Annotated in this window: 1 pseudogene; it reads left to right on the plus strand. The window is 73.0% G+C overall.

The features are described 5' to 3' along the window. Nucleotides 1-190 (plus strand): annotated as a pseudogene (locus SB822_RS57665) (efflux transporter periplasmic adaptor subunit); the annotation flags it as partial. Nucleotides 191-267: the final 77 nt, after the last annotated feature.

Here is a 267-nt window from a genome sequence, read left to right on the forward strand (position 1 = left end):
CGAGCGCGTGGTGGTCGATGGTGCGATCCGCGTGTCGTCGGATGCGCAGATCAAGGTGGTGAGTGCGGCGCCAGGCAGCACGCCTGGTGCGCCCGGCACGCCCGCCTCTGCGCCGCCGGCGGCAAGCGCCGCAGCGTCCGCACCCGCCGCCGCGCTGGCGCAGACGCGCCCGGCCAGCGTGAGTCCATGAGCCCGATGACCCGATGACGACCGACGCCATCCGGCGCACCCCGACCCGATGAACATCTCCCACTTCTGCATCGACCG

It is taken from the genome of Paraburkholderia sp. SIMBA_054 (assembly GCF_046534875.1).
GTDB classification, from domain to species: domain Bacteria; phylum Pseudomonadota; class Gammaproteobacteria; order Burkholderiales; family Burkholderiaceae; genus Paraburkholderia; species Paraburkholderia hospita.